The following is a 19,425-nucleotide window of genomic DNA, read 5'->3' as shown; positions in this document are numbered from 1 at the left end:
CTTATTAAATTATTATTTATTTCACAAATATTAAAAAAAGTGCTGTTTCCTACTTGAAATATAGGAAACAGCACTTATGTATCTTTACACAAACTTTGACTATAGATTATGAAGCTATTTTTTCTACTACTACTTCTCTATGATTTTTATTTATATAAGGACCTGCAGCCAAAATATTGACGATTAATATTCTTTTTTGAGAATGGTTTTGGTGAATATTTAAGGTTGCTTGTCCATTTGTCCAACGGCAGTGTGATTGTTCTATAACGTCCCATCCTTTTAAATCTTGATTAGACAAATGGTCAGTTATTTCATGAATTTCTTTGCTATTAATAATTAATATGCTTCCGACTAATATGCCAAGTTCACGTCTATCATCGATGAATGCACCAATGGTTTCGTTAGGACGATAAGTTCTTGAACGAAGTTGAACTGTATGGATATCTTCAGGAATAGAGAATATATATTTTCCATTATTAATAGAATGAGCTTGAATAACTATTCCACATTTTGTCATTAAACAGAATTCAGAATCATTGGTCAAAGATAGTTCTTTAACTTTTAGTTTAATTCTTCTAGAAATAGCTCTTTTGCTTAGTTGGTTATAGATAGGTTCAATCATATTGTGTTGAAGATTTAATGATGCAGATCCATTTGGATTTAAGTTGTTTTCTTGATTGAATAATGAAACAATGTTGTGATTATTTTTAAAGGTGTTTTTATTATCTGTATCTAGATAAGTTTCAGTTAAGGTATTGTTTGCCCAGATAATAGAATGTTTTTTTGTTTCAATGTGGTAATAATCATAAGAAGTAATTGAGCGATCATAATAGATAGAACGTCCATTTACGAGCATACGTACAGGAATAAATTTTTGATCAAAAAATATACAATGCCCAGGTGTAAGTAATAGGTCTTGGTTAGGTACATTTGTTGAGATTGCATCTTTGAGAATGCGGACAGGATATCCGGCAAGGTCATCTGGTAAATGTGTTTTGACAACCATTTGTTTTTTACAAACCCAAATAACACGGGCTTTATTTTTCTTATTTGTTTTCCAATTAAAGGTCTTAATAATATCTCCGATTTTTATATGTTCAACATTCATATTACTTGTGGGTGTTGTTATCGCAGTTCCAGTTAAAAAACTAGTTTCAAAGATAATATTGCCATTATCATTCTCACCGAGTGTGTAACCTGTAGATTCAATATCAGGAATATTTAAGGTGATTGAAGAGGCATCTTTTAATGTAATGGTAATATGGTCTGCGTCGCCAAATGTTACTCCAGCGATATCAGAGCGTTGAACATCTTCAAGGGTAATATTATTATTTCTATCAAAGTTATCGGTGCTAGATATAACAGTTGTTTCAGTTGTGTTAGATTTTCCAGAAATGATAATTCCAGTATTATCTGCACCTTCTATAGTGATTGCTCCACCCGTTGAAGTGATAATATTAGTTATTCCACCTTTTTTTAATGTTAAAGTTCCAGTTAAAGTAGCTGGATCTGCAATGTATGCGGTAGCACCGTCATCAACATATAGGTTGCCAATATTCCCATTGGTTGCGCTCAAACTTGCTGTGTTATAAATATAAATGTCTGACAAGGTGTTTGAGTTGTTGGACAGTGTTAAGCTTGCACCTTTGGCAATATATATCGGCTGTGTATAGTTTGTTTCTGGTATAGGAATAGCATTGGTTTCATCGTTATAAACTAGAATTCCTCCAGATTCTGTTTGAATAATAGGAGCATTTCCGAGCTGAGCTATTTTCATTGTAATATTAGAAACAGTTGCATGCCCTGATGGTGTGAAGGAGTAGCTACTATCAGTATTTTTGACGATATTTAATGTATCTTCAATAATGTATTTAGATGAAGTTTCAGAAAAAGCATCATCTTCTATCAACGCAAATGATACAGGGGTTACACTTGTGCTCGTTTGTAGTGAAACAGTTTGAGAGAAATTCACTACAGTATCATCAATTTCAGTTGTTTTAGAAGGAGCTGGTTCAACAATTTTTCTGAAAGACTGTAAACTTTGTTTTACAGCTTTTGTATTGATATATTGTGGATTCCACCAATGCCATTGGGTCATTACTATTACTACCTTATAAAATTATTACAAACAATAAGATGTATAATTTCTATTCTTAAAATAGCTTTTGTTATTAGTAATTCATGTGTTTAATATTAAACTTTTTTAATATTAAATTTTAATTTAGATTTTATTAAAAATAAAAATTAATTTGAAATATATATATGTAATTATTTTTAAGTCAAAACATATTTGCAAATAATTTAGTTTATTGGTTGCTTTGAGTTAAAATAGATACGAAATAAACGTTATAAAAATGTATTTATTTAAAATTTTTGTAAAAGATAAATAGAGAGACGTATTGTTTGTTGGATTAAAGTGCTATCTAAGCTTTTATAAAAAAGTGATGATATAAACGCTTTAGTGTTTATAAAATATTGTAATGGATTCGTATCTAAACGACAATTCACTTTTATTTGTGATGAATTGTCGTTGTATTAATAAGTGAGTGTAATTTGTAAAAGAAATTATTCTTCTACAACCACTCTGGTTGGTTTTGAACCATGAAAACCATAATATAGAATATATAGGTAGCATACCAATGGTAATAAGAACGCATGGTGTAAACCAATGCTATCAGCAATAATACCCTGAGCAAAAGGAATAATTGCACCACCAACGATAGCCATAACTACCAAGCTAGAAGCTTGTTCTGTTAATGGTCCCATACCTGTAATTGCAAGAGAGAAAATGGTTGGGAACATAATAGAGTTAAACAACCCAATGGAAATAATAGAATAAACTGCTGTGCTTCCAGAAGTGCTCATTGTGGTAATTAATAAGCAGATATTTACAATTGCACAAATAGAAAGCAGTTTACGAGGAGAGATCTTTACCATTAACGCAGAGCCAATGAGACGACCAATCATTGCACCACCCCAGAAGAATGCTACATATTGTGCAGCTGCTTGCTCTGTCATACGACCGATATCTGGAAGGGTGAGGTAGTTCACCATAAAGCTACCAACAGAAACCTCACCACCAACGTAGAAGAAAATACCAACAGCTCCAAGAACAGCATGAGGATATTTAAAGACATCTTTTAACGTATAAGTTGTGTTTGCTTCTGTTTTTTGGTGTTCTTTATTTTCTGGTAATTTAAAGATTGCTACAAAACCAGCTAATAATAACAAGATCACGCCTAAAATTGCATAAGGCACTTGAACAGACTTCGCTTGATTATCACGATAAGCTTTCATTCTGTTTTTAGTATCTTGGTTGAGTGTATCTTTAAATTGTTTTAATTCAGCGGCTTGATCATCGCTAAGTGCTGTAGTTTGGAAACTATCCATTGATTGCACTAATGTTTCAGAAGCAAGTTGATCAACTTTATCTGCTGGCAGTTGGCTAAGAACATAAAGTTTTTTATCTGTTGGTATGTCCGCTAACACTGTTCCAAGCATATCAGGTGGTAAGATTTTTGCTTGAGTAAGCAAAAATTCTTGAGGTAATTTATTGAAAATAAAAGGAGGAACATTCTTTAAAGCATAAGTGATACTTTCAGGCTTTGCTTGTTCGAATGATGCCTGAATATCTGGAAGTGCTTTATTTTCTAAAGTTGAGATTAACTGTACAGTTTCAGGTGCTGTTGCAACATCTTTAGGTAATGTATAAGACGCACCAACAAGAATTAAAATCCCACCTAGGTAAGGAGCAATAGTTGTTCCTAATGAATTTAAAGCTTGTGCAAGATTTAAACGACTAGAACTGGTTTTTGCAGGGCCTAATAAAGTAACATAAGGATTTGCTGCGACTTGTAGAATTGTAATCCCAGTTGCAAGGACGAACAAAGCTAATAAGAAAACATAATAGTTTGTTGAAATCGCAGCAGGCCAGAAACCAAAAGCACCGATTGCTGCAATAATTAATCCTGTAACAATCCCTTTTTTATATCCTAATGAAGAAACAAGCTTTCCTCCTGGGATAGACATCAGGAAATATGCACCAAAAAACGTGAATTGTATTAACATTGCTTTGGCATAGTTTAATTCAAAAACTGTTTTTAGATGTGGAATTAAAATATCATTTAAACAAGTTAAAAAGCCCCACATGAAAAACACTGTGCTCATTACGCCAAGAGCAATGGGGAAGTAAGTAAATGAATTACTTTTAGGGTCTATTTTACCAGAGACCGGCTGTGACGTATTATTCATAACAGTCCTACTTTTATGTAATCATAAAATTTAAAGAAATCTGCTTATTTTAAAGTTAAAACAAGCAATGATCGGTAATTATAGGAAAACATAAAAATGTAAAAATCAAAAGATTTTTATATCATTGAGATGTGTTATTTTTATGAACATAGATGATCTGTGTTAATTTTATCTTATAATCCATTTATGTCTGGATGGATTACGTTTTTCCCATCCTTTTTGTTCAAGTTCAGGGGTTTCATTTTGGAATTGAGGGTAGCCAACGCATAAGTATGCGACAAAGTTCCAATGTTCTGGGACGGTTAAAATTGATTTGACTTCGTGGGGCGGTAAAATAGAAACCCATCCAACACCAATATTATAGGCTCTTGCAGCTAACCAAAAACTAAAAATCGACATGACGGTTGAATAAGCCGTTGTTTCAGGCATTGTCTGTCGACCTAATCCTTTCCCTTGGGTCGGGTTTTCTTCTGAAAAGACAGCAATATGGTGAGGGGCATCATTTAGACCCGATAACTTCAGATTAGAATAAAGTTTATATTGATCTGAAGTATAATTCTGTGCAGCTTCTTTGTTACAATTTTTAAAGAGATTATAAATTTGTTGGCGTAGTGTAGGGGTTTCTACCTTGATATAACGCCAAGGCTGGCTGAGACCAACAGAAGGGGCCGTGCAAGCGACAGAGAGTAATTGATCTAATAATTTTTCATTCACAGGAGTGCTTTGAAAATGCCTAACATCTCTGCGCCAAGTAAAGAGCGTTTTAAGTTCATTAATAAATTCTTGTGAAAATTGTGGAGAAGAGGTCATAATAACTCGAAAACTATATAAACATAAAAAAACCAGGAAAAGTAATTCTCCTGGTTCACAGTTATTTTGATTTTTATCTCTTAACCATCTTTATGGATGACGGGAGATTTGACGTTGTAAGGCATCAATTAATGCAGATACACTGTTTCCATGTCTAGCAATAAAAGAGGTATAGTCACCACGTTGTGTTACAGATAAAGAAGCATTTTCACCAATAATATCAACTACTTTTGGTTGGCCACTTTCGGTACTGATAATCCATTGTATAGAAACATCAGGTTGTTTTGGGCGGTGTAAAACTGTTTCAATTGTAAATTTATTATCTGCGTTTTTAGATGTTTTTCCGATATTAAAAGAAACGCCTTTATATTCACCTAAACGATCTGTAATAGAGTTAATTAATACTTGGTGGAATAGTTGAAGATATTTCTTTTGTTCGTCTGGTGTAGCAGTTCGCCAAAAACGACCTAAACAGAATTTTGCAATCGTATCAACATCAACATCTTCGTTCAGAACAGATAGAAATTTCGCTTTCTTTTCTTTAGCAGATACATCGCTGTTAACAACGGCAACCATTTTGTTGCCTGTTGTTTCAAGCCATTGACTAAGTTGAGGCGTTGTATAGGTTGTTTGTGCTTGTGCCGCAGAAATAGCAAAAGGAGAATGTGAAACGATATTACCAGATAACAGCATGCCAGATACTGCAACGGCAGAAAAAAGGAAGCGACAAAAGGAAGTTTTCATTATAGAGTTCCTAACTTATTTAACATACCATGCTGGAGTGGTTGCTCTATGATCATCAATCAGTTCTTTGATTTCAGCGCTTTGTTGTTGTTGGTATGCGCTACGAACCGTTGCATAAGGATCCAAAGAATCCCGTTGTAATTGATCCATAACGTCCAGATAATCAGACCGAGCACTAATTACACCAAGTATATTATACGCCCAGTTAAATGTAATCAAGCCATATCCTCTGGGAACATAGTTCCAAGGTGAAAGTCCAACAGCAATAACGGATCCACCAGCTTCACGAAAGCTGGATGGTCCCATAAAAGGAACGAATAAATATGGACCAGACTTAACGCCCCATGATGCTAAGGTCATACCAGGAGTTGTATCATGGTGTTTATATCCCACCATATCTGCAACATCAATAAAACCACCGATACCAGCAACCATATTGATACACCATCTGGCAAAAATATCACCAGCACGTCTTGGTTTTCCTGCACCAACATCAGAGAAGAACACAACAGGTTCATTCATTGTTGTGATCATATTGCTTAATGATTTACGAACAAGTTTAGGTACTGCCCATACATAGGCTTTTGCAACAGGACGTAATGTATATTTATCTACTTTCATAGTGAAATCATACATTTCACGGTTTGTAGGTTCATATTTATCATTGTTGCGTTTATATTCGGCCAAAGCTTCAGGATCTTTGGGAACAGGAGCAGTACAAGCAGTGGTCATAATGGTAAAACCAACAGCTAATGCAAGACAAGAGAAACGACGCATTTTTTGATTTTTCTTCAATTGAGGTTCCAAAGAATAAGAAATATTATCGTGGTTCAAATTCAGTTTCTCCCTCAAGTAACCTTAAATTAATTTACTATTTTTATAAAATGGATGAAGTCATATTTCAAATATTTATTTAATAAATGGATATTGCGTCATCACACAGAATGCGTGTTGACCATAGCAGATTCATTTCTAAACAACAGAAAAAAGGTTGGTAGCAGAATAAAAAATAATCTGATATTTACAAGATGTTGTAATAAAATCACATTTTTAATCAGGATATACAGCGTAACTCATAGATGATTTGGTTTGTCAAATAAGAGGTAAAATCATATCTTTGATAAAATTTTATTATAAACTTATAAACCGCGATTTCGTTTGATATAATCCCAAGCAGCGTTAATTTTTACAATTTTAACTGCGGACTCTGCCATTTCCGCTTCTGAAGCTCCTTTAGATGCCATCATATCAGGATGATGTTCTCTAACCAGTTTACGCCATTGATTTCTTACTTCCTCATCGGTGGCGTTGCTGTGGATTTCTAAAGCTTCATAAGGGTTAATTTCATCAACAATGCTGCGTGGCATGCCTCCATTTAAGGCATAATCCCATGATGTTTTTGAAAGTTCAAAAATTTTATGAATATGTCGTAAGATTTTTTCTTCTTCGGGATGTAAAGAGGCAGAAGGTTCTAAGTCTGCTTTAGCGATTAAGAATAATAAAATAAGTAGATTCTCTAACTTGCTTTTTTCCTCTTTAAATCCAAGAGCAAGCTCTTCTGCAAATTTATGATAGTCGTCAGTACGTTGACGGGCTTGATCAAATAAATTGCCAACAGCACGTTGTTGTGGTTCTGGAATGGCAAAAAAGCGTTTAAAGGTATTAATTTCTTTACGATTAACAGGGCCGTCACATTTTGCCACTTTCGCAGATAAAATGATCATTCCTAAGGCCAAAGCTTGATCTTTTTTGCCTGTATTGACGGCCATTTTAACGGCGATATAACTGGCGGCTCCCATAAAATCAGGAGCAATTTTACGTTTCCATTGTTCAGCCCACCCACCGGGAGGGGGATCTAATAACGTATTTTTATCCGCAGCATGTCCTAATGCAGCCCCCAGTAACGCCCCCATTGGGCCTCCTGCGGCAAAACCAGCGACAGTACCAAAAACTTTTCCAAAAAACGCCATATGACTAACAATAAAAATTAAAAATAGAGTTTAAGTTTACTGTTTCTGGGGTAAAAGGCAATAATTTTATATTTTTGCTTGGTTAGTCATATATTTTAATGCTTCTAATCGTAATGCGGATGAAAGGGGGCGATCAGGATCTCTGTTCATATCGATGGTTGTGATTAGAGTAGATAAAGAGTTTTCTTTTGTCTGAGCTATTTTTTCTAGCACACACCAAAATTCTTGCTCTAAAGCAACACTGGTTTTATGACCAGAGAGACGTAGACTACGTTTTTGTAAATAAGGATTGGTCATGATGTTAGCTGCTGGATTGCCCATTGGGCAGTTTCTTGAATAATTGGATTATCATGATTTCCCCAATGTTGTGCATGAGGCAATAAAGAAATTTGTTGTGAATTGCCGATAGCAATTAAGACATTACGGATAAAGCGTAGATGTCCGATACGTTTGACGGGAGATCCAGAAAAGAATTGTCTAAATGTCTCGTCTGTAAAAAGAGCAAAGTCTTGTAACAAAGGGCTATTTAATTCTTTACGTGACTGTAATTTTAAATGGCGACTATGTTGAGCAAAATGATTCCAAGGGCAAACCGCTAAACAATCATCACATCCATAAATACGGTTGCCAATGGCTTTTCTGAATTCTAGTGGAATACTGCCACTATATTCAATCGTTAAATAGGAAATACAACGAGTTGCATCGAGTTGAAAGGGTGCAGGGAAGGCGTTGGTAGGACATGCTTGTAAACATTGAGTGCAGCTGCCACAATGATTTTTAGAAAACTTAGAGGGGGGTAATTCGACGGTTGTTAGGATTTCTCCTAAGAATAACCAGCTGCCATATTGACGAGAGACAAGATTTGTATGCTTTCCTTGCCAGCCTAGTCCTGCTTGTTGAGCTAGTGGTTTTTCCATAATGGGTGCAGTATCAACAAAGACTTTGACTTGATCTGTTGGTGTTATAAACGGTTTAGCTTCTTTGATAAAATATTGTGCTAAATGTTTTAACCATCCCTTGATAATATCATGATAATCTCTGTGCCGTGCATAAACAGAAATATTGCCTGTTTCAAAGTGTTTTAAATTATATAAAGGGTCTGTTTGTGGACCATAATTTACCCCCAATATCATAGCAGATTTGACCTCTGGCCATAAATGGTCTGGACTAGCGCGTTGGTGTGCGCGATCTTGTAGCCATTTCATGTCTCCATGATGATCATGGTCGAGGAATTCGTTGAGTTGTTTTGCTTTTTCAGGAGGAAGTTGTGCTTTGCAAATCCCAAACTGATCAAATCCCAGTTCAAAAGCTTTATCACGAATAAGATTGGTAAAAGATTCAAGGAGCATTGAGGAGGATCAAATCGAGATATAATATTAAGGGTGATTCACGAAAGGTTAATCTATCAGAAATAAAATAGCTTTTCATCTGCTAAAATTAAAAAAGAGATATAAAAAAGATATAAAAAAGATATAAAAGATTTTTTGAAATATATTGAATCATTAGGAAAAGACAATATATTATAACATTATAACGTCACGTAACGTATTGTGACTTAAAGTTGTTATTTAGTATAAAGGAACGATAAAGGATGCGGTTTTTCTCTTTCTTACCTGCGCTTGCCGTGGTGGCAGCAGTTGCTGGATGTGCACCAGATGCACCTTTATCATTTAATCAACTTGGAGATTTCAGCGCATATCCTTTGAATAAACAGGTTTTTAGAATTTCTTATACTGCGAATAATAATATCAGCTATTCTGCGGCACAAAATATTACGTTAATCAAGGCAGCACAAACCACCATTCAACATGGATTTCATTATTTTATTGTGATGAATAATGGAAGTAGTGTTCATAAACAGCCACAAAAACAAATCGCTTATTCTGAAGGATATGGTGGAGGTTATTGGGGAGGCGGCCCCGGTTTTTATGATGGTGGTTGGGGACCTGGCGCATGGGGACCACCTGTATGGAATGACCCATTCTATGGGGTGCCTCAAGTTGTTACAACAGGGCCAGCAGAAATCGCGTATAATATTCAATGTTTTGATAATTTACAGCAAGCACCCCATAATGCATATGATGCAAGCTTAATCTTACAGACCATTGGTCAAAAATATGGGGTAAGTCCAACAGGACAAGTGATTATCCAACAGCCTAATCAAGGCAAATAAGTAATATGAGAAAATGGCTTTTCATTCATTTGAAAAGCCATTTTTTTACCATTCTATTGGATATTCAACAGCAACTCTAATCTGGCGTGTATTAAGCTCTGATTGCGCTTTGTTTGCTTGGTGAATACTGTGCCGAGCAACAATATTGAGGTTTTTAGCAAATCCTTTGGGAACTGTGTATTTTGCAACCAGTTCATGTTCCCAATGTTTTCCATTTTTGCCATATCCTAACCAATAATACGCACTGTTAGCTCCCATCTTTGTGCCGTTAATACCTGCTCCTCTGATAAAAGCAGTGCTGAACGATAGGCCTTTGATACCAAAACGTTCCATATCCAGCTCATATCCGACTTGCCATGATTGTTCATGAGGGCCGTTAAAGTCAGAGAGTTGCGTTGCATTTGGTAACCAGATTGCCCCTCGTGTGACATAGTCAAAGGGAGTATTACCATGCACTTTTTGATAGGAAGCAAAGAATTGATGCATTCCTATTTGATAAGTTGCAGCGATACTCCCTGTATTATTATTAATTTTTCCAGCATAAGATTCGCCAATATTATGGCTATGATAAAACTGGATATCTAAAGTCAGTTTTTGCTGTTTTTGAAATTGATGTTGATAGGTAATATTTGAATAATAAGTGAGCCAGCTTTGATGATATTTGCCTAAGTAAGAAGTGAAAGAGATATCTTTAATTCCCGTATAAGTTCCTCCAATAAAATCAAAGGATTTACCCTTACGAAAAGAAGGGTTTAAATAATTAACAACAAGATCATTATGATTTGTATTGGCATTACGATCAGCACTGGCTGTGAAATGTCCTATTTGAAATGTGAAATCTTGTATTTCATGGCTAGTGATTAAAAGTCCAGTTGAAGTCTCAGGTAGTAATCGCGTATCAGAAGAGCTAAAAATAGCAGTTTGAGGGCGCATAATACCATATTTGACAATGGTAGAATGTATTCGCACTTTTGCTGCACCACCTGTGCGATTATAAAAGTCCTGTACGCTGCCATCGCTTTTTTTACGGAGTAATCGAATACGCCCCGTGCGACCTTTTGCTTGTAATTTTACGCCAGTATAACTTTGTGCATCTATTCCAAATCCTATAAATCCAGGGGTAAAACCAGATTGGAATGTGCCCATTAATCCATATCCCCATTCTGTAGTATGGTTTGGGGAGGTCGTAACATCAGGATATTTTCGCGTGTCATAAACTGTGCGATTGACAACAGAAATTACACTATCAGCAAAGAAACCATGTTCTTTTTTAGCTTTAGCCTCGGTCTCAGCACAAAAAGCGCACGTACATCCTAAAGAGTGTAAGACTAGAAAGGGTGGAACCAATTTTTTTGTATGTTTTTTGATCATCATGGTTCTGTTGAGACTTATAACTATTTAACTGAGTAATATGTTTGTTGTTGGTTCTATATCGAGAAAAATATAGCATGAGTAAGCATAATAAGAAAATAGTAAAATCCAGCAAGTCTCTCGTTGTATATATTTTTTACATATATTTATAATATTTGTCGATGAGCGTTGCTTTTGCTTTGTTAATAGTTTCGTCATCATATTTGTAGGTTTTAAATTTAATTCTTTTGTTTGAAATGGCATATTCAATTGCTTTTTGAACTTTAGATAAATTTGCCGAGTGAGTTGCTTTTACTTCAACAAAGATAATTTCTATATCATCGATCTCTTTCGATAATGATGAGTAAAGCCGGAATAATGATGGTATTCATTTTTTCGTAACGCCTTTGTTTTTTATTTCTATTTTCAATGAGATGATTATATAGTTCTGTGAAAATAGAAACAATTCGTTTTAGAGTGAAAACATAATGAGCTTAATAATTAATGGTATTTTAATTGGTGCTGGTGCGACCATTGTAATGGATATTTGGGACTTTATTTTTGGATCTTTACCAGGTCAATCCAGGTCTAATTGGGCGCCTGTTGGACGGTGGTTTTGGCGTTTAAAAGATGGACAAGTTTTCCATCAAGATATTAATGATTCAGCGCCTTATGAACACGAGTTAGCATTTGGCTGGTTTTGTCATTATGCGGTGGGGATTATCTATGGGGTGATCTTTGCGTTGTATGGTGGTGCAGAATGGTTTGCCAACCCAACATTTCTTCCAGTGTGGATTTGGGGAATAATTACAGTTGGGGCAGGCTGGTTTTTACTACAACCAGGTTTAGGCATTGGTGTTGCAGCTTCTAAACTTCCGAATGCATGGACAGTGCGCATTTTAAATATCGTCGCACACACATTTTTTGCTCTTGGGATGTTTGGTACAGCGTTATTACTGAAATAACTTTGTCTAATATTAGATTGATATAAACGATAATTTTATTACAGTATTTAGATTATCGTTTATTCACATTAAAGAATTTAAGCATATCAAATGATTGCTTTATATATTCATTTTTTCATTCTTTAAAATTTATTTTTTGCAACGTTTTAACAATGATAGTAACTTGTTAAACGAACGTTTCTCTATTCTATATTGTGTTTTGGAATAGTTTTCATTTTAAAGATATTAGAACCAGAAAAGTTAAATCCATGAATACTCAAGATAATGATCAAAGTGCCAGCGCTCAGGAAGAATATAATTTAGGCAATACGTGTTATGCGGCGGGCAATGTTCAAAAAGCGTGCGAGCATTGGAAGAATGTCAGCAGGCAAGATCATGCGGGTGTTTATGCGTGGGCGCAATATAAATTGGGTGATTTATTTGATCTGGAAGGCGATATCGGAGAGGCGCGAGAACATTGGGGGAATATTTGTCTGGAAGATGACTTGAGGCTCTATGCGATTGCGCAATTTAATATTGGGGATTCTTTTGTAAAAGAAGGAAAAATAGAACAAGCAAGAGCGCATTGGCAGCAAGTCCCTCAGGAGGATTATGACGGTGCCTATGCATGGGCGCAATATAATTTAGGCACGTCTTTTGAAAAAGAAGGCAACACCCCAGAGGCTCGCCCTTACTGGCTCAATGTCCGCAGACAAGATAACGGCGGCGCTTACGCTTGGTCACAATTAAAACTAGGCAATTCTTATAGTGCAGAAGACAAAAAAGAGCAGGCTCGCGAGCATTGGCAAAACATCCATCAAGAAGACGACCCAGAAGCGTATATGAAAGCGCAGGATTATTTGGAGAAGTCTTTTTAGTCAGAAAGACGTTTGAATGTCGTAAAGATATCAGCTGGATATTTTTATTTATTGTTGAATAATTTGTATAAGATGATCATTACTAATGAATATTGATGATATGAATGAATCTGCTTTAGAAAAATATAAATTAGGTCTTGCTTATTTTAAAGAAGGGAAAGTAGATAAGGCGCGAGCATGTTGGGAGACTATTACTCGGGAAGATGACGCAGAAATTTATGCAAAAGCACAATTCAAATTAGGTTTTTCTTATCTTAAAGAAGGTAATTTAGATAAAGTGCGAGAATATTGGGAGGCGATTACTCGGGAAGATGATGCAGAAATTTATGCAAAAGCACGAGTTAATTTAGGAAATTCATATTCTAAAGAGGGTAATGAGACTAAAGCGCGAGAATATTGGGAGGCGATTACTCGGGAAGATGACGCAGAAATTTATGCTAATGCACGAGTTAATTTAGGAAATTCATATTCTAAAGAGGGTAATGACACTAAAGCGCGAGCATATTGGGAGGCGATTACTCGGGAAGATGACGCAGAAGTTTATGCTAATGCACGATTTAATTTAGGTTTTTCTTATCTTAAAGAAGGTAATTTAGATAAAGCGCGAGAATATTGGGAGGCGATTACTCGGGAAGATGACGCAGGAGTTTATGCTAATGCACGATTTAATTTAGGGATTTCATATTCTAAAGAGGGTAATTTAGATAAAGCGCGAGAATATTGGGAGGCGATTACTCGGGAAGATGATGCAGAAGTTTATGCAGCAGCACGATTTAATTTAGGGGGTTCATATTCTAAAGAGGGCAAAATAGAGCAAGCGCGAGAATATTGGGAGGCGATTACTCGGGAAGATGACGCAGAAATTTATGCAAAAGCACGAGTTAATTTAGGGATTTCATATTCTAAAGAGGGTAATTTAGATAAAGCGCGAGAATATTGGGAGGCGATTACTCGGGAAGATGACGCAGGAGTTTATGCAACAGCACGAGTTAATTTAGGAAATTCATATTCTAAAGAGGGTAATGAGACTAAAGCGCGAGAATATTGGGAGGCGATTAAGCGGAAAGATAACGCAGGAGTTTATGCTAATGCACGATTTAATTTAGGGGGCTCATATATTGAAGAGGGCAAAATAGAGCAAGCGCGAGAATATTGGGAGGCGATTACTCGGGAAGATGACGCAGAAATTTATGCAAAAGCACGAGTTAATTTAGGAAATTCATATTCTAAAGAGGATAATGAAATTAAAGCAAAAAAGTATTGGAATATTCTGTTAAAAGAAGATTTGTATAAAAATCTATCTGAATCTTTGTTTGATAAGAGATGGTTGGAGGATGTTTTTGAAAAAATTACCTTTTTTGTAAAACAAAATATTAAAAAAAATTCACAGGAAAAACCAAATTTATTTAAATGGGATTTATTTAGACTTTTACAGAAACTTCAGCAAAGTGAAGAATTAATACAGAAACAATTACATATGGATCCTGCGTTGTTTTCAAAAGAATCAATAGAGAAACAATTGGATAGGGATACTGATTTGCTTCCAAAAGAAATAATAGAGAATGTTGATTTGACAAAACTAGAATCAGTATTTGCCCATTATACAAGAATCAAAACAGCAGAGATAATTATTGAAAATGGTAGTTTTCATTTAGGGGTTGCAAATTATATGAATGACCTAACAGAGGGAAAAATATTATTAAATAAATGGAAGATACCGACAGATTATAATGATAATTTAGTGGTTTTTTTAACCAGTTTTACGTTTAATGAAAATTCTCTTAATCAATTTCGTTTATATGGGAAAGAAAATGGCGAAGAAGGCTCTGGTGTAAGTTTGGTTGTTGCCAATGCTTTTTTTGACCCTAAATTTGATCCTAATAATCCTACCCATTTGAATACAAATTACATGTATAATAATATTAATCAAAATATAACGGTAATCAGTGAAGATATCAAAGATAAAAAAGATTCAAGTAAAAATCTGAGACAAAAAAGTAATAATGTTGAGGTTGAACCCGCAGATAAAAAGATGTCTCATCCTACGACAATATTTCGTTGTATTTATTTAGACCCAAATACAAATCATATTAGTGTTGCTCATCAAAGTAAATCTTCGTTTCTTAGTAAGGGATTATCATATTTAAAAGAAGCTAAAATAAAAAATGAAGATATTGATATTGTGTGGAATTTTTATATCAAAAAAATGAATGAAATCACAAAAAAAGTGGATGAAATATTAAAAAATATTGAGAATACTATTCTTGAAATACGAGAAAAAATAGAGCAAAAGGGAATGATTCACCAAGAAGTAATTTATGAAGCAATAGCGACAACAATACTTCCTATTATTTATTTGACAAAACATGCCGCTTTTGAAGAAGAGGCTGAATGTCGTATTTTGTATGTTACCTCTATATTCGATAAAATTATACAAAAAGATGGGGATAGAGTTTATGTTGAATATGCGACCAATCTTGCTGATCAATACCCACCTAATGAGCAGTCTCAAAACTATTTAGAAAGGATATATTTAGGTCCAAAAGCAGATCCAAGGGCTGAATTAAATTTAAAAAAATGCTGGATTAATAAAATGCGAGACAAGAAAATGGCGAATAATGAGATTAAAATTCCAACGATAATCAAATCAGATATGCCTTTGGCGTAAGATTATTAGGGTAGGTTGATTTAAATCAAAACTGTGAAAAATTCAACCGAATTTCGCCAGCTTTTCCGCCGAATTCTTCTCCTTTGGCAATGGTGATATTTTGACTTAACCAGCTTTGCAAAATCTTAGGCATGTTTTTGATTTTATCCTCGTGAAATGTTGCATAACAATATAATCCACCTTGTGGTGGGGTAAAGGACAAGTCATTTTGATGATGCGTTTGTAACCACTGGCAGAGCTGATCGGCTTTGCTAGAAAGTTGTTGTTTTAAATCTTTGCAATGTTGGTTGAGCTGATGTCGTAAATAATGCTCTGCCAATAATTGAGGAAGAACACTTAACCCGCCATCAATTTGTTGTCGAATATGCGCCAACTGGGTAATAATGGCTTTGGGTGCAATAATCCAACCTGCACGAATATTCTTACCCATATATTTAGACAAAGACCCCATATAAATCACTTGCTGATGATGATCATACGCTTTGATTGGGGTAATATTCATATCAGATGAAAAAGATAACATACTACACGCATCATCTTCGATGATTGGGATTTGATAATGATGGCAGTATTTTAAAATCTGTTGCTTGCGTTTGGTATCCATACAAGATCCCGTAGGATTTTGGAATAAAGGATTTAAAAACACCATCTTAATCAGATGTTTTTCAACAAGCTCTTTTAACCCTTGTAAAGTAACGCCATGCTCATCCATTGGTAAGGCACAAATTCGCAACCCAGCAGCTTGAAAAATAGGCAGGCGATAGAAAGAAGAGGGCGCTTCTACACCGATACGATCTCCAGGTTTTAATAAGGTTTGAGAGATCAAAAATAAAGCTTGTTGCGTGCCTGTGGTAATCAGGATTTCAGAGAGATCTACAGACAATCCAAGTCGTTGTTGCATATGCTCTTGCACCGTTTGACGAAAAGAGTAAAGCCCAAGCTGTGTCGTTTCATCATCTTGCTCAAGCGATAAGAGTTCTTTCACAGGTAAATCCGTTAAGTTCAAATCAGGTAATAAATTAGAAGAAAGATCACCTGTCGCCATGTCTTTGATCGGTCTTTGTTGCTCGACACTTTCTTTGCGTAAATGCTGGACTTGTAAAATATAATCGTCTTTAGGAAATTGTGCATATGCAGACTTTAACGGTTGCCAATTCATCAAAGGGTGCGTTTGTAATCCCCATTTATCAGGATTTACAAAAGAGCCACTTCCGATCTTACGAATGATCACTCCACGATCTGTTAACTCATTTAACGCATGAATAATGGTGGAACGATTGACTTGCAATAAAACACTCATTTTCCGTTCAGAAGGTAAACGTTCTCCAGGCGCCAATTGTCCATTCATAATCGCCTGTTCAATCAGGTCGATGACTTGTTGGTATAATGGTTGCGAAGAGGAAGGGGAAAGGTGCCACATGATACTTAATATAATAGTTTTTAATAGGATATAGTATATATTATACAATATAAACTATATTGTAGATGAACGATTTGAAAATGAAAAAAGATAAAAATATTATAATAAACGAAGCATTGTTTTCTTTTAAATTACAATTACAAGTTGGTTTAATAACGTTTAAAGAAATTCAAGATTGGGCAGATCAGCAACTATTAATAGATAATAATGATATCGTTATTTTAGATATTTGTTTTTTAACTAATGAAGATGAAGTTAGAGACTATATTAATGACTTTTTTAGATATGATGTGAATATTGATATAGAAAAAGTTGCTTTAAAAGTGTTTAAACAATATTTTGAAAGTAAGATGTCTAAGTTGCTAGATAGTCAATTGAATGATCATATTTTAAATTTAAAATTACTTGCAGATTATCTTTTTGATATTAACTATCGACTTGGAGAGGCCACTTTAGATGGATATATCACAGGTTATGATGATGACATTACTGGTGCTCAAAAGGGAGGACGGTCTATTACTCCACAAGAGATCTATGTGAAACTTTATCAATATTTACAAAATTGGATATCTAGATTTTCCTAAGTAAAACAATATTAATGTATAATCATAACAAATAAATAGTGACGGTGCATTTTTTATTTAAATTGGATGGGTAAAAAACAATCCAATTGGGTGTTGTCTTTTTCTGCTTTTTTCTTCATGATGATGTTAATTCTGTAATTTGGAGAGAAAAATGAATAAAAAAATTGGTTCTGATACCGTAAAACGTGGCATGGCACAAATGCAAAAAGGCGGCGTGATTATGGACGTTGTGAATGCTGAACAAGCAAAAATTGCTGAAGCAGCAGGTGCGGTTGCGGTGATGGCGTTGGAACGCGTTCCTTCTGATATTCGTGCGGCTGGTGGAGTTGCTCGTATGGCTGATCCAACCATTGTTGAAGAAGTCATGAAAGCGGTTACTATTCCAGTAATGGCAAAGGCTCGTATTGGTCATATTGCTGAAGCACGTATTTTGGAAGCAATGGGCGTTGATTATATTGATGAAAGTGAAGTATTAACCCCAGCGGATGATGAATTTCATTTGTTAAAAAGCCAATATACAGTTCCTTTTGTTTGCGGTTGTCGTGACTTAGGTGAAGCATTGCGCCGTATTGGTGAAGGGGCTTCTATGCTTCGTACCAAAGGTGAACCAGGCACAGGAAATATTGTTGAAGCTGTTCGTCATATGCGTATGGTGCAAGCTCAAATTAAAGAAGTTGTTGCAACTTCTGACGATGAGTTAATGGTGGTTGCCAGAGATCTTGGTGCGCCTTATGAGCTGATTAAACAAATTAAAGAATTAGGAAAACTTCCTGTTGTTAACTTTGCAGCAGGCGGAGTTGCAACTCCAGCAGATGCAGCATTGATGATGTCTTTAGGGGCTGATGGTGTATTCGTTGGTTCTGGTATTTTTAAATCAAATAGCCCAGAAAAATTTGCACGTGCAATCGTTCAAGCGACAACGCATTTTGAAGATTACAAAATGATTGTAGAACTTTCAAAAGGGTTAGGCGAACCAATGAAAGGGATTGAAATGAAAAACCTTAGCGGTTCAGATCGTATGCAAGACAGAAGCGAATAAAACAAATGAAAAAAGTTGGAGTTTTAGCCCTGCAAGGGGCGGTTAGTGAACATATTGCTCATATTAATCAACTGGGCGGACAAGGCGTTGCCGTTAAAACTCCAGCTGATTTGGCAGAAGTTCAAGGATTAATTATTCCTGGTGGTGAATCAACGGCGATTAGTCGTTTAATCCAACAGGTTAATTTATATGAACCTATTCAAGCTTTTGCCAAAAGCAATCCAGTATTTGGAACTTGTGCAGGGTTAATCTTGTGTGGTTCTGGCATTACGGATGGTGGAGAAAAATTAAAGCCATTAAACTTGATTGATATTGCGGTAACGCGTAATGGCTTTGGCCGTCAAGTTGATAGTTTTGAAGTTGATTTAGATATTGAGAATGTTGGTAAAGCCATTCCTTCAGTCTTTATCCGTGCGCCTTTTATTGCTACTGTTGGGCAAGGGGTAAAAACCTTGGCGACTTATGAAGATAAAATTGTCATGGCAGAGCAAGGCAATATTTTGGTAAGCTCATTCCATCCAGAACTGACCGATAATAACCAAGTAATTGGATATTTTATGTCCAAAATTGCTGGGTAGGATTAATTGTTCCTAG

Annotated in this window: 18 protein-coding genes; 7 read left to right on the top strand and 11 right to left on the bottom strand. The window is 35.3% G+C overall.

The window, feature by feature from the left end:
* Positions 1-106: 106 nt before the first annotated feature.
* From CIN_RS06285 to queG, 8 genes are all read right to left on the bottom strand, one after another.
* A complete protein-coding gene (locus tag CIN_RS06285; RefSeq protein WP_008854230.1) occupies positions 107-2,098 on the bottom strand; it encodes a Hint domain-containing protein in 1,992 nt (663 codons plus the stop codon).
* Between the two features lie 467 nt (positions 2,099-2,565).
* Entirely contained in the window at positions 2,566-4,251 is a 1,686-nt protein-coding gene (gene gluP, locus CIN_RS06280) for a glucose/galactose MFS transporter (protein ID WP_040364043.1), read from the bottom strand.
* Between the two features lie 168 nt (positions 4,252-4,419).
* On the bottom strand, positions 4,420-5,061 hold the full coding sequence (gene bluB, locus CIN_RS06275) for a 5,6-dimethylbenzimidazole synthase (protein WP_008854228.1): 642 nt from the start codon (positions 5,059-5,061) through the stop codon (positions 4,420-4,422).
* 90 nt (positions 5,062-5,151) lie between these two features.
* Positions 5,152-5,805, bottom strand: a complete 654-nt coding sequence (locus CIN_RS06270) for an MlaC/ttg2D family ABC transporter substrate-binding protein (protein WP_008854227.1) — start codon at positions 5,803-5,805, stop codon at positions 5,152-5,154.
* Between the two features lie 15 nt (positions 5,806-5,820).
* Positions 5,821-6,582, bottom strand: coding sequence for an MlaA family lipoprotein (locus tag CIN_RS06265; RefSeq protein ID WP_040364132.1), 762 nt, complete (start codon positions 6,580-6,582; stop codon positions 5,821-5,823).
* A gap of 362 nt (positions 6,583-6,944) precedes the next feature.
* Entirely contained in the window at positions 6,945-7,775 is an 831-nt protein-coding gene (locus CIN_RS06260) for a TerB family tellurite resistance protein (protein WP_008854225.1), read from the bottom strand.
* Positions 7,776-7,841: 66 nt separating this feature from the next.
* The gene (locus CIN_RS06255; protein ID WP_040364042.1) at positions 7,842-8,072 is read right to left on the bottom strand and encodes a ribbon-helix-helix domain-containing protein; all 231 of its coding nucleotides are present in this window, start codon (positions 8,070-8,072) and stop codon (positions 7,842-7,844) included.
* The gene (queG, locus tag CIN_RS06250) at positions 8,069-9,124 is read right to left on the bottom strand and encodes a tRNA epoxyqueuosine(34) reductase QueG (protein WP_008854223.1); all 1,056 of its coding nucleotides are present in this window, start codon (positions 9,122-9,124) and stop codon (positions 8,069-8,071) included. The genes CIN_RS06255 and queG overlap by 4 nt, the downstream gene beginning before the upstream one ends.
* Before the next feature lie 242 nt (positions 9,125-9,366).
* On the opposite strand from queG, the gene CIN_RS06245 reads away from it, so the two are divergent.
* Positions 9,367-9,948, top strand: a complete 582-nt coding sequence (locus CIN_RS06245) for a CC0125/CC1285 family lipoprotein (protein WP_040364041.1) — start codon at positions 9,367-9,369, stop codon at positions 9,946-9,948.
* A gap of 45 nt (positions 9,949-9,993) precedes the next feature.
* Here CIN_RS06245 and CIN_RS06240 read toward each other — a convergent pair whose 3' ends face one another.
* Together CIN_RS06240 and CIN_RS12205 are read right to left on the bottom strand one after the other, a co-directional pair.
* The gene (locus tag CIN_RS06240) at positions 9,994-11,322 is read right to left on the bottom strand and encodes an OprD family outer membrane porin (protein ID WP_008854221.1); all 1,329 of its coding nucleotides are present in this window, start codon (positions 11,320-11,322) and stop codon (positions 9,994-9,996) included.
* Between the two features lie 133 nt (positions 11,323-11,455).
* A complete protein-coding gene (locus tag CIN_RS12205; protein WP_083813366.1) occupies positions 11,456-11,686 on the bottom strand; it encodes a Holliday junction resolvase-like protein in 231 nt (76 codons plus the stop codon).
* Positions 11,687-11,786: 100 nt separating this feature from the next.
* On the opposite strand from CIN_RS12205, the gene CIN_RS06235 reads away from it, so the two are divergent.
* The 3 genes from CIN_RS06235 (at position 11,787) to CIN_RS06225 (ending at position 15,788) form a co-directional block, all read left to right on the top strand.
* Positions 11,787-12,263 (top strand): DUF2938 domain-containing protein, encoded by a 477-nt coding sequence (locus tag CIN_RS06235; protein ID WP_008854220.1) that lies wholly within the window; start codon positions 11,787-11,789, stop codon positions 12,261-12,263.
* 194 nt (positions 12,264-12,457) lie between these two features.
* Complete coding sequence (locus CIN_RS06230) at positions 12,458-13,120, top strand: tetratricopeptide repeat protein (protein WP_139016962.1); 663 nt, start codon at positions 12,458-12,460, stop codon at positions 13,118-13,120.
* 85 nt (positions 13,121-13,205) lie between these two features.
* A complete protein-coding gene (locus tag CIN_RS06225; RefSeq protein ID WP_008854218.1) occupies positions 13,206-15,788 on the top strand; it encodes a tetratricopeptide repeat protein in 2,583 nt (860 codons plus the stop codon).
* Between the two features lie 25 nt (positions 15,789-15,813).
* Here the strand turns inward: CIN_RS06225 and CIN_RS06220 are convergent, their stop codons facing one another.
* The gene (locus CIN_RS06220) at positions 15,814-17,208 is read right to left on the bottom strand and encodes an aminotransferase-like domain-containing protein (RefSeq protein WP_008854217.1); all 1,395 of its coding nucleotides are present in this window, start codon (positions 17,206-17,208) and stop codon (positions 15,814-15,816) included.
* Between the two features lie 80 nt (positions 17,209-17,288).
* Here CIN_RS06220 and CIN_RS06215 point away from each other — a divergent pair, with 80 nt between their 5' ends.
* From CIN_RS06215 to pdxT, 3 genes are all read left to right on the top strand, one after another.
* Positions 17,289-17,792 carry a hypothetical protein gene (locus CIN_RS06215; protein WP_040364040.1) on the top strand — a complete coding sequence of 168 codons (504 nt, stop codon included), beginning with the start codon at positions 17,289-17,291 and terminating at the stop codon, positions 17,790-17,792.
* Between the two features lie 151 nt (positions 17,793-17,943).
* Positions 17,944-18,831, top strand: a complete 888-nt coding sequence (pdxS, locus tag CIN_RS06210) for a pyridoxal 5'-phosphate synthase lyase subunit PdxS (protein WP_008854215.1) — start codon at positions 17,944-17,946, stop codon at positions 18,829-18,831.
* 5 nt (positions 18,832-18,836) lie between these two features.
* Positions 18,837-19,409 carry a pyridoxal 5'-phosphate synthase glutaminase subunit PdxT gene (gene pdxT, locus CIN_RS06205; RefSeq protein ID WP_008854214.1) on the top strand — a complete coding sequence of 191 codons (573 nt, stop codon included), beginning with the start codon at positions 18,837-18,839 and terminating at the stop codon, positions 19,407-19,409.
* Positions 19,410-19,425 lie beyond the last annotated feature (16 nt).

The sequence above is a fragment of the Commensalibacter intestini A911 genome, assembly GCF_000231445.1.
GTDB classification, from domain to species: domain Bacteria; phylum Pseudomonadota; class Alphaproteobacteria; order Acetobacterales; family Acetobacteraceae; genus Commensalibacter; species Commensalibacter intestini.
The sequence above is the reverse complement of the archived record's forward strand: the minus strand, read 5'-3'. Positions and strand labels throughout refer to the sequence as shown.

Excerpts from the sequence above, each read along its gene's own strand:
- CIN_RS06285 (WP_008854230.1), bottom strand. The coding sequence starts at position 2,098 with ATGACCCAATGGCATTGGTGGAATCCACAATATATCAATACAAAAGCT.
- gluP (WP_040364043.1), bottom strand. The coding sequence starts at position 4,251 with ATGAATAATACGTCACAGCCGGTCTCTGGTAAAATAGACCCTAAAAGT.
- bluB (WP_008854228.1), bottom strand. The coding sequence starts at position 5,061 with ATGACCTCTTCTCCACAATTTTCACAAGAATTTATTAATGAACTTAAA.
- CIN_RS06270 (WP_008854227.1), bottom strand. The coding sequence starts at position 5,805 with ATGAAAACTTCCTTTTGTCGCTTCCTTTTTTCTGCCGTTGCAGTATCT.
- CIN_RS06265 (WP_040364132.1), bottom strand. The coding sequence starts at position 6,582 with ATGCGTCGTTTCTCTTGTCTTGCATTAGCTGTTGGTTTTACCATTATG.
- CIN_RS06260 (WP_008854225.1), bottom strand. The coding sequence starts at position 7,775 with ATGGCGTTTTTTGGAAAAGTTTTTGGTACTGTCGCTGGTTTTGCCGCA.
- CIN_RS06255 (WP_040364042.1), bottom strand. The coding sequence starts at position 8,072 with ATGACCAATCCTTATTTACAAAAACGTAGTCTACGTCTCTCTGGTCAT.
- queG (WP_008854223.1), bottom strand. The coding sequence starts at position 9,124 with ATGCTCCTTGAATCTTTTACCAATCTTATTCGTGATAAAGCTTTTGAA.
- CIN_RS06245 (WP_040364041.1), top strand. The coding sequence starts at position 9,367 with ATGCGGTTTTTCTCTTTCTTACCTGCGCTTGCCGTGGTGGCAGCAGTT.
- CIN_RS06240 (WP_008854221.1), bottom strand. The coding sequence starts at position 11,322 with ATGATGATCAAAAAACATACAAAAAAATTGGTTCCACCCTTTCTAGTC.
- CIN_RS06235 (WP_008854220.1), top strand. The coding sequence starts at position 11,787 with ATGAGCTTAATAATTAATGGTATTTTAATTGGTGCTGGTGCGACCATT.
- CIN_RS06225 (WP_008854218.1), top strand. The coding sequence starts at position 13,206 with ATGAATATTGATGATATGAATGAATCTGCTTTAGAAAAATATAAATTA.
- CIN_RS06220 (WP_008854217.1), bottom strand. The coding sequence starts at position 17,208 with ATGTGGCACCTTTCCCCTTCCTCTTCGCAACCATTATACCAACAAGTC.
- CIN_RS06215 (WP_040364040.1), top strand. The coding sequence starts at position 17,289 with ATGAAAAAAGATAAAAATATTATAATAAACGAAGCATTGTTTTCTTTT.
- pdxS (WP_008854215.1), top strand. The coding sequence starts at position 17,944 with ATGAATAAAAAAATTGGTTCTGATACCGTAAAACGTGGCATGGCACAA.
- pdxT (WP_008854214.1), top strand. The coding sequence starts at position 18,837 with ATGAAAAAAGTTGGAGTTTTAGCCCTGCAAGGGGCGGTTAGTGAACAT.